General features: G+C 68.2%; 8 protein-coding genes. 3 read left to right on the top strand and 5 right to left on the bottom strand.

What is annotated here, in order from left to right:
• Positions 1 to 56: 56 nt before the first annotated feature.
• Positions 57 to 1,553, bottom strand: coding sequence for a tRNA (N6-isopentenyl adenosine(37)-C2)-methylthiotransferase MiaB (gene miaB, locus ACHFFZ_RS11325; protein WP_394276720.1), 1,497 nt, complete (start codon positions 1,551 to 1,553; stop codon positions 57 to 59).
• 137 nt (positions 1,554 to 1,690) lie between these two features.
• Between miaB and ACHFFZ_RS11320 the strand changes: the two genes are divergently transcribed.
• The gene (locus tag ACHFFZ_RS11320) at positions 1,691 to 2,542 is read left to right on the top strand and encodes an aldose 1-epimerase family protein (RefSeq protein ID WP_394276719.1); all 852 of its coding nucleotides are present in this window, start codon (positions 1,691 to 1,693) and stop codon (positions 2,540 to 2,542) included.
• A complete protein-coding gene (locus ACHFFZ_RS11315) occupies positions 2,535 to 3,329 on the top strand; it encodes an amino acid ABC transporter ATP-binding protein (protein WP_394276718.1) in 795 nt (264 codons plus the stop codon). The genes ACHFFZ_RS11320 and ACHFFZ_RS11315 overlap by 8 nt, the downstream gene beginning before the upstream one ends.
• A 74-nt stretch (positions 3,330 to 3,403) precedes the next feature.
• On the opposite strand, the gene rny is transcribed toward ACHFFZ_RS11315, so the two are convergent.
• The 4 genes from rny to ACHFFZ_RS11295 form a co-directional block, all read right to left on the bottom strand.
• Positions 3,404 to 5,098: a ribonuclease Y gene (gene rny, locus ACHFFZ_RS11310; RefSeq protein WP_394276717.1), complete on the bottom strand. Its 1,695-nt coding sequence runs from the start codon at positions 5,096 to 5,098 to the stop codon at positions 3,404 to 3,406.
• A gap of 135 nt (positions 5,099 to 5,233) precedes the next feature.
• Entirely contained in the window at positions 5,234 to 5,716 is a 483-nt protein-coding gene (locus ACHFFZ_RS11305; protein WP_394276716.1) for a regulatory protein RecX, read from the bottom strand.
• A 92-nt stretch (positions 5,717 to 5,808) separates the two neighbouring features.
• A complete protein-coding gene (gene recA / locus ACHFFZ_RS11300; protein ID WP_394276715.1) occupies positions 5,809 to 6,870 on the bottom strand; it encodes a recombinase RecA in 1,062 nt (353 codons plus the stop codon).
• A gap of 285 nt (positions 6,871 to 7,155) precedes the next feature.
• A complete protein-coding gene (locus ACHFFZ_RS11295; protein WP_394276714.1) occupies positions 7,156 to 7,350 on the bottom strand; it encodes a DUF3046 domain-containing protein in 195 nt (64 codons plus the stop codon).
• Positions 7,351 to 7,590: 240 nt separating this feature from the next.
• On the opposite strand from ACHFFZ_RS11295, the gene ACHFFZ_RS11290 reads away from it, so the two are divergent.
• Positions 7,591 to 9,144 (top strand): amino acid permease, encoded by a 1,554-nt coding sequence (locus tag ACHFFZ_RS11290; RefSeq protein ID WP_394276713.1) that lies wholly within the window; start codon positions 7,591 to 7,593, stop codon positions 9,142 to 9,144.
• Positions 9,145 to 9,187 lie beyond the last annotated feature (43 nt).

Genomic DNA, 9,187 nt, shown 5'->3' with positions numbered 1-9,187 from the left:
TCACTGCGGACACCATCGGTGTCCGCCCCCGGTCGTGTCCGGGGCGTCTGGGCCCGTCAGCTCGCGGGCGCGCCAATCGTCGGCATGCCCAGGCCGACCCCGGCTGGTGCCGGCGGTGCCTCGTGGCGGGCCTGCCAAGCGTCCCCACCGCGCGTGCGGCGCAGCTGGGTGATCCCGGCATCGGCATTGAGGTGGTGCGGCGCTGCATGGGTGATGACCGTGGTCGCCACATCGCCCGGGCGGGGCCGCAGCGCCGGGTCGGAGGGGACGGTGACGTGCACCAGGCGGTTGTCGCGGGCCCGCCCGGTCATCCGGTTGGTCTCGGCATCCTTCTTGCCCTCCCCCACGGCGAACATGACCTCCACCTCGGTGCCCTCCAGCTTCTGGTTCTCCTCCCAGGCCAGCCGGTTGACCAGTTCCAGCAGGCGCTCGTAGCGATCCTGCACGACGGCCTTGGGCACCTGGTTGTCCATCACGCCGGCGGGCGTGCCGGGACGGATCGAGTACTGGAAGGTGAAGGCGGCGCTGAAGCGCGACTGCTCCACCACGCGCAGCGTCTCCTGGAAGTCCTCCTCCGTCTCACCGGGGAAGCCGACGATGATGTCGGTGGTGATCGCCGCGCGCGGGATCTTGGTGCGCACCTCGTCGAGGATCCGCAGGAAGCGCTCGCTGCGGTAGCTACGCCGCATCTCGCGCAGCACCTTGTCCGAGCCCGACTGCAGGGGCATGTGCAGGCTCGGCATCACATTGGGGGTCTCGGCCATCGCGTCGATGACGTCGCTGGTGAAGCTGGCCGGGTGCGGGCTGGTGAAGCGCACCCGTTCCAGGCCCTCGACCTGGCCGCAGGCCCGCAGCAGCTTCGCGAAGGCGCCCCGGTCGCCGAACTCCACGCCGTAGGTGTTGACGTTCTGGCCCAGCAGGGTCACCTCCTGCACGCCCTCATCGACCAGCGCCTGGACCTCGGCGAGGATGTCGCCCGGGCGACGGTCCGTCTCCTTGCCGCGCAGCTGGGGCACGATGCAGAAGGTGCAGGTGTTGTTGCAGCCCACGCTGATGCTCACCCAGGCCGAGTAGGGCGACTCGCGGCGCGTGGGCAGGTTCGACGGGAAGTTCTCCAGCGCCTCGGCGATCTCCACCTGGCTGGCCTGCTCCACCCGGGACCGCTCCAGCAGCACCGGCAGCTTGCCGACATTGTGGGTGCCGAAGACCACGTCGACCCAGGGCGCCTTCCCGACAACCACGTCGCGGTCCTTCTGCGCCATGCAGCCACCCACGGCGATCTGCATGCCGGGCCGGGTGCGCTTGACCGCGGCCATGTGGCCCAGGGTGCCGTAGAGCCGGTTGTCGGCATTCTCGCGCACCGCGCAGGTGTTGAAGACCACCACGTCCGCGCCGCCCTCCTCGGAGACGTCGCGGTCACTGCGCACCAGCCCAGCACCCTCCAGCAGGCCGGAGATGCGCTCCGAGTCGTGGACATTCATCTGGCAGCCGTAGGTGATCACCTGGTAGGTGCGGGGTGCTGCGGGCGCGCTGGTGGCAATGGATTCAGACATGGTGGGACAACTCTAGATTGCGTGGGTGGCCCGCGGTGAATCGTGCCTCGCAGGCGAGCGGCCGCAGGTCCTAGGGTGGGGCCCATGATCTCACCCACCGGCACCCAGCACACCCTCGTCACGGCACCCAGCAAGCGGTGGTCACCGAGCTCGGTGCGGCCCTTCGCAGCTACACCGTCGACGGCCGCGACGTCGTGCTGCCCTTCGAAGTGGAGAACTCCCCGATCGGCTGCCAGGGCCAGCACCTGATGCCCTGGCCCAACCGCATCCGCGACGGCCGCTGGGTCCACGACGGCATCCAGCTGCAGCTCCCACTCAGCGAGCCCGAGCGCAACAATGCGATCCACGGCCTGGTCTGCTGGGTGCCCTGGACGACCGTCGAGCAGTCCGACGAGCACCTCGTGCAGCGCTACCTGCTGCATCCGCAGCCCGGCTGGCCCGGCGTGGTGGAACTCCAGCTGGAACACCGGCTCTCGGACGACGGGCTCACCGTCACCGTGCGCGCCAGCAATGTGGGCCCCCAGGCCGTGCCCTTCGGCTACGGGGCCCACCCCTACCTGCTGGCCCCCGACGGGACGCTGGCCGACTGCACCATCCAGGTGCCCTTCTCGACAGTGCTGGGCGTCGACGAACGCCTGCTGCCCACCGAGACCCGCCCCCTCGACCAGACCGTCGCCGACCTGCGAAAGCCCAAGCTGCTGGCCGGGGTGGGACTGGACACCGCCTTCACCGGAGCCGAGCGCGTCGAGGGACGTTGGGACATCTGCCTGCAGGGAAGCGAACACCGCACGCTGCTGTGGGGTGACGAGTCGATGCGCTGGGCCCAGCTCTACACCCCCGGCGACGGCCGCAGCCTGGCCGTCGAGCCGATGACCTGTGGGCCCGACGCCTTCAACCCGGGCCCCACCCACGAGGACCTGGTGGTGCTGGAACCTGGCGAGGACTTCGTCGGACAGTGGGGCCTGCTGCAGGAGGACGCCGATGCCTGAGGTGAGGAGGACGGAAGCCGATGTGCCGGCCGGCGTCACGCCCGGTGATGACGTGGTGGTCAGCATGCGCGGCGTGACCAAGAGCTTCGACGGGCACGAGGTGCTTCGCGGCATCGACCTGGACGTGCACCGAGGCGAGGTCCTGGTGGTCCTGGGACGGTCAGGCTCCGGCAAGTCCACCTTGGTGCGCACCATCAATGCTCTCGAGCGGATCGACGGCGGCACCATCACCGTCGACGGCTCACCGATCCCCGCAGGCGGAGCGGAGCTCGCCGAGCTGCGCTCCCGGGTCGCCATGGTCTTCCAGTCCTACAACCTGTTCCCGACGATGACGGCCTTGGAGAACGTGGTTCTCGGGCCGGTGGAGGTGCTGGGCCTGGATGCGCAGTCCGCCCGTGAGCGGGGCCTGCGCCTGCTGGCCAAGGTGGGCCTGTCCGAACATGCGGACCGCGTGCCGGGCCAAATGTCGGGTGGCCAGCAGCAGCGTGTGGCGATCGCGCGGGCGCTGGCGATGGAGCCTCGTCTGGTGCTCTTCGACGAGCCGACCAGCGCGCTCGACCCGGAGATGGTCACCGAGGTGCTGGAGGCGATGCTGCAGCTGGCTTCCGAAGGCCTGACCATGGTGGTGGTGACCCATGAGATGTCCTTCGCGCGGCGTGCCGCCGACCGGGTGGTGATGCTGGCCGACGGGACCATCGTGGAGCAGGGACCGCCCGAAGACTTCTTCGACCATCCCCGCACCCAGCGCGCACGCGACTTCCTGGCCGGTCTGGGCGCGGACCGCTGACTGCGGGGAGCCCCGGCCCCATTGCCTCGGCACGAGCTCCTGGCGGCGAAGCCGGTCTGGAGGAATGACAGCGCTCAGTGGGCTATCTCGGTGGCGCGGGATTCGCGCACCACGGTGACCCGGATCTGGCCCGGGTAGGTGAGCTCCTCCTGCACCTCGTGGGCGATCTGGCGCGCCAGCTGGTGCGCCGAGGCGTCGTCGACCACCTCGGGCAGCACCATCACGCGGACCTCGCGCCCGGCCTGCATGGCGAAGACGCGCTCGACTCCGTCGTGCGAGGCCGCGATCTGCTCCAACCGGTCGAGACGCTTGACGTAGGCCTCCAGGGACTCACGGCGGGCGCCGGGACGCGAGCCGGAGATGGCATCACAGGCCTGGGTGAGCACGGCCTCGACGGTGGTGGGCTCCACCTCGTTGTGGTGGGCGGCAATGGCGTGCACGATCTCGGGTGACTCGCCATGGCGGCGCGCCAGCTCGGCTCCGACCATGGCATGGGTTCCCTCCACCTCGTGGCTCAGCGCCTTGCCGATGTCGTGCAGGAAGGCGGCGCGGGTGCAGGTGGCGACGTCCAGGCCCAGCTCGGCTGCCATCATGCCGGCCAGGTGGCCGCACTCGACCAGGTGGCGCAGCACGTTCTGGCCGTAGCTGGTGCGATAGCGCAGGGCTCCGATGGTGGGCAGCAGGGCGGGGTCGATGTCGGAGATCCCCACTTCGGCCAGTGCATCCTCGGCGGCGCGCAGGATGCGCTCGTGGATGCGTTCGGTGCTGCGCTCGTGCACCTCTTCGATGCGTGCCGGGTGGATCCGGCCGTCGGCGACCAGTTCCGCTAGCGTGAGGCGTGCCGTCTCCCGGCGCACCGGATCGAAGCAGCTGAGCAGCACCGAACCGGGCGTGTCGTCGATCATCACGTTGACGCCGGTGACCTGCTCGAAGTGACGGATGTTGCGGCCCTCACGGCCGATGATGCGCCCCTTCATCTCGTCGCTGGGAAGGTCGAGGGTGCTCACCACCGATTCGGAGGTCTGCTCGGAGGCCAGGCGCTGGATGGCGGTGACGATGATGCCGCGGGCGCGGGAGTCGGCCTGCTGGCGGGCCTTCCGTTCGATGTCTCGCGCCAATGTGGTCGCCTCCAGCCGGGCCTCGTGCTCGGCCTGGGCAATGACCTCCGCGCGGGCCTGGACCTGGTCGAGACCGGCGACGCGCTGCAGCTCCTCGGCGGCTCGTTCCCGGTCGGCCTGTACTTGCTCCTGCGACTCGGCGATCTCGTCCAGTCGGGCCTGGATGTCGTGCGACTCGGCCAGCGCGCGGTCCTCGCGCTCCCCCAGTCGCTGCTCGCGGGTCTCCAAGGTGGAGCGGAGCTGGCGCAGGTCGGCTTGCTCGAGACGGATTCGCTCCTCCTCCAGCTCGGTGCGCTGCTGCACCTCGGCCAGGCGCCGCTCGAGCTCGGAGCGTCGTGACTCGGCCGAGGCAGCACTGCTGGCGGCCTGGTCCGTGCGATCGCGCAGCTCGCTCCTGTCCCGGTCCGCCTGCTGGCGCGCCTTGGCAAGTTCCTGGCGTTCCTGCTCGTCGCGCTGGCGCTGGTCGGCCACTTCCTGCTCACGGCTTGCCAGTTCGGCCTCGCGACGATCCAGCGCGGCTTCGCGCCGATGGGCCACGTCCTCCTCGAGGCGTGCCTGTTCCCGGCCGACGCGCCGGGTCTGGACGAGTGCTGCTGCCAATCCACTCGCCAGCAGCACCATCACACCCAGAGCAACCCAGAGCCAGACCATCGTTCCTCCTCCTCGTGGGAGGCGGTCGCGAGGGGGTGGGGTCCGACAGCTCGACGAAGTGGCCTCCACTTCTCCTTCGAGGCTAGTTGTCGGCCCGACCACGGGCAAGACGATCGACCGTCGGCGGCCAGCCCGTCACCACTGGCCGGTCTCGTAGGGGCCCCGGTCGGAGTCCATCACCTCTCGGAGCACCTGACTGACCACGCTGGAGGAATAGCCCTTGCGTGCCAGTGCACCCGCCATCCTGCGGTAGGCCACCTCGCGTGGCAGCGAGTGGACCGAGCGCCACTTCTTGCGCGCCAGCTCGGTGGCCAGGGCCACCTCGCTGTCGTGGTCGATCTCGTCCAAGGTCTGGTCGATGAGGTCTCGGTCGACACCCTTGGTCTGGAGCTCACGCCGCACGGCCATCTTCGACAGTTTGCGGCTGGACCGACGGGCTCGGGTCCACTGCTGGGCGAAGCTCTCGTCGTTGACCAGGCCCACTTCCTCGAAGCGATCCAGCAGCTCGTCCCGCACGTCCTCGGGCACGCCCTTGGCATCGAGTTTGCCCGCCAGCTCCTGACGGGAGTGGTCGCGCATGGTGAGGATGCGCAGCGCGATCTCGCGCGCCACCTCCATCGGGTCGGCGTCAGGACCAGCGGCCTGCGCGGGAGCTTCCCGCGCAGGCCGTCGTCCGAACCCTTGGTGACTCATCCGGGGCTACGTCCGCCTCAGAAGGCGACTTCGCCGGTCACCGGATCGATACCCTCGGGCACCTCGTCGGTCTTCTCCTCGGGCTGCTCCCCCATGCCCAGGGCAGCGAGGATCTTGGCCTCGATCTCGTCCGCCACCTCCGGGTTCTTCTTGAGGAAGTTGCGGGCATTCTCCTTGCCCTGGCCCAACTGGTCGGTGCCATAGGTGAACCACGCACCGGCCTTGCGGATCACACCCTTGTCGACACCCATGTCGATCAGGCTTCCCTCCCGGCTGATCCCCTGGCCGTAGAGGATGTCGAACTCGGCCTGCTTGAAGGGAGGGGCCACCTTGTTCTTGACGATCTTGACGCGGGTGCGGTTGCCGACGGGCTCCGTGCCGTCCTTCAGGGTCTCGATGCGGCGGACGTCCAGACGCACCGAGGAGTAGAACTTCAGCGCCTTGCCGCCGGTGGTGGTCTCGGGCGAACCGAACATCACGCCGATCTTCTCGCGCAACTGGTTGATGAAGATTGCGGTGGTTCCGGCCTGGCTGAGGGCACCGGTCATCTTGCGCAGCGCCTGGCTCATCAGTCGGGCCTGGAGACCGACGTGACTGTCACCCATCTCGCCCTCAATCTCGGCGCGGGGGGTCAGGGCGGCCACGGAGTCGATGACGATCAGGTCGAGGGCTCCCGAACGGACCAGCATGTCGGCGATCTCGAGGGCCTGCTCACCATTGTCGGGCTGGCTGACCAGCAGGGCATCGGTGTCGACACCGAGCTTCTCGGCGTAGTCGGGATCGAGCGCGTGCTCGGCGTCGATGAAGGCGCAGATGCCACCCGCCTTCTGGGCATTGGCCACGGCGTGCAGAGCGACGGTCGTCTTGCCGCTGGACTCAGGACCGTAGATCTCGACGATGCGGCCGCGGGGCAGCCCGCCAATGCCGAGTGCGATGTCCAGCGAGACCGAACCGGTGGGGATGAAGGCGATCGGGACGCGGGTCTCGTCACCCAGACGCATCACACTCCCCTTGCCGTGCTGCTTCTCGATCTGGGCCAATGCGGCCTCGAGAGCCTTCGTGCGGTCTGCAACAGCCATGACGGCCTTCCTTCCTGGTCCGGGCACCTGCCCGGTCGAAATGGGGTGTCCTGCATTCACCGAGGACTCTAGGAATCGGCTCTGACAATTTTTCACGTCGGTGCCGCCGCTGTGGACAACCTGCCATGTGGACAAGCCCTCAGCGCTCTTGCCTGCGTCTGATCGGTAGGACGCGCCCAGCCTAGAACAATTGTTCGATTGCAACAATGTGGCGCGCTGCCGCCCCCTCAGGCCAGCCACACCCTGCTGGGGCGCCGCTCCCCGGGACGGGGCCGCGGCCCTGGCTCAGCGAGCGCTGGGCGGAAGCTCCAGCATTGCCCACACGGCTCGCCAGATGGCCTGAGCCGGCACTCCCTGAGCTAGAGCCTCACGGACGGTGCACCCGTCCAACTCTGCCAGCACCACCATCTCCGCCCAGTACTCGACGGTGCCCTCAGGAAGCCACTGCGCCATGCGCCGCCACAGTTCGGTCTCACTCATTGCAGGATCCCGTCATGACGATCAGCCTACCCGGCGCCCCCGGTGGGCCCACCGGCGTGAGATCTGCAACATTTGCCTCGTCATCCCGTGAATCGACCGCTTGGATGGCTAGCCTGAAAGAAGACCTACCGGTGGTCCTTCGTGCCAGCATGCGTCAGAGCCGACGAGTGGACGGGTGCGGAGGATCCCCCTACCCATGACGGAAGGTACTCACAGATGCAACCCAATGACGGGGATGCCATGGCAACCCAGAAGACCAGGACCGAGTCTCCGGACACGTCCGGGGCCACTGTCCTTGACGGGGACGAGCACGAGCACGAGCTCAAGCGTGAACTCAAGAACCGCCACCTGCAGCTGATCGCGATCGGCGGAGCCATCGGCACCGGCCTGTTCCTCGGCGCCGGACGCACGATCCACCTCGCTGGCCCCTCGATCCTGCTGGTCTACCTGGTGATCGGCTTCTTCCTCTACTTCGTGATGCGGGCCATGGGCGAGCTGCTGCTGTCCAACCTCGCCTACAAGTCCTTCGCGGACTTCGCCACCGACCTCGTGGGCCCCTGGGCCGGCTTCTACGTCGGCTGGACCTATTGGATGTGCTGGGTGGTGATCGGCATCGCCGACACCGTGGCCATCTGCGGCTACCTGGCCGTCTGGTTCCCGGACCTGCCCAAGTGGATCCCGGCCCTCATCGTCGTGATCACCCTGACTGCGCTCAACATGGTGGCCGTCAAGCTCTTCGGCGAGCTGGAGTTCTGGTTCGCGATGATCAAGATCATCACCATCGTGGCCCTGGTGCTGGTGGGTGGCTACCTGGCCATCACGCACTTCCAGCCCCCGATGGCCGGCACCCCGGCTGCCTCCTTCACCCACCTGTGGGATCGCGGCGGCTTCTTCCCGCGCGGCCTGATGGGCTTCTTGGCAGGCTTCCAGATCGCCATCTTCTCCTTCCAGGGCATCGAGATGGCGGGCACCGCCGCGGCCGAGACCGCCGACCCGATGCACAACCTGCCCAAGGCCATCAACTCCATTCCGGCCCGAATCCTGATCTTCTACATCGGCGCGCTGTCGGTGATCATGGCCGTCATGCCGTGGGACCTGATCGACCCCGACAAGAGCCCCTTCGTGGAGATGTTCGGCTTCATCGGCGTGGGCCTCGCCTTCCACATCATCAACTTCGTGGTGCTCACCTCGGCAGCCTCGTCCGCCAACTCCGGTGTCTTCTCGACCTCGCGCATCATGTATGGCCTGGCGCGCGAGCGCAATGCCCCAGGACGCTTCGCACACCTGAACCACCGCCACATCCCCTTCCGGGCACTCCTGCTGACCGCGGCCTGCATCTCCCCGGCCATCGTCCTGGTCATGCTGTCCGACACCGTGATGGATGCCTTCGCCCTGGTCGCCGGCGTCTCCTCGGTGCTCTACATCTCCGTCTGGGGCTTCATCCTGGTGTGCTACCTCGCCTACCTGAAGAGGCACCCCGAGCGCCACGCCGAGTCCACCTACCCGATGCCCGCCGGGCGCGTGATGTGCTGGGCCGGCCTGGCCTTCTTCGCCGCCATGCTCGTCGTGCTGGCACTGGATCCCGGTTCCCGCTTGGCACTGGCCGCAGCACCGGTCTGGATCATCCTGATGGCCGTGCTCTACCGGGCCATGGCGCAGGCGCGCACCGAGGTGCAGCCGATGGACTTCGACGCGGAGCGTGAAGCCGCGATGGAGCGTGTCCGCCTGCACGTGATCGACCACCATGCCGAGGAGGCCGCGCTCAAGGACGCCAAGCAGGCGCGCAAGCGCTGACCCACCAAGGCCGACCATCCCTGCGGGTGGCGGAGGCAGGAAA

Origin of the sequence: Luteococcus sp., assembly GCF_043424415.1 — a bacterium.
Lineage (GTDB): Bacteria > Actinomycetota > Actinomycetes > Propionibacteriales > Propionibacteriaceae > Luteococcus.
This window is presented reverse-complemented; position numbering and strand designations above follow the sequence as displayed.

What these genes read in the sequence shown, in the direction of transcription:
- miaB (WP_394276720.1), bottom strand. Translation starts at nt 1,553, where the DNA reads ATGTCTGAATCCATTGCCACCAGCGCGCCCGCAGCACCCCGCACCTAC.
- ACHFFZ_RS11315 (WP_394276718.1), top strand. Translation starts at nt 2,535, where the DNA reads ATGCCTGAGGTGAGGAGGACGGAAGCCGATGTGCCGGCCGGCGTCACG.
- rny (WP_394276717.1), bottom strand. Translation starts at nt 5,098, where the DNA reads ATGGTCTGGCTCTGGGTTGCTCTGGGTGTGATGGTGCTGCTGGCGAGT.
- ACHFFZ_RS11305 (WP_394276716.1), bottom strand. Translation starts at nt 5,716, where the DNA reads ATGGAGGTGGCGCGCGAGATCGCGCTGCGCATCCTCACCATGCGCGAC.
- recA (WP_394276715.1), bottom strand. Translation starts at nt 6,870, where the DNA reads ATGGCTGTTGCAGACCGCACGAAGGCTCTCGAGGCCGCATTGGCCCAG.
- ACHFFZ_RS11295 (WP_394276714.1), bottom strand. Translation starts at nt 7,350, where the DNA reads ATGAGTGAGACCGAACTGTGGCGGCGCATGGCGCAGTGGCTTCCTGAG.
- ACHFFZ_RS11290 (WP_394276713.1), top strand. Translation starts at nt 7,591, where the DNA reads ATGGCAACCCAGAAGACCAGGACCGAGTCTCCGGACACGTCCGGGGCC.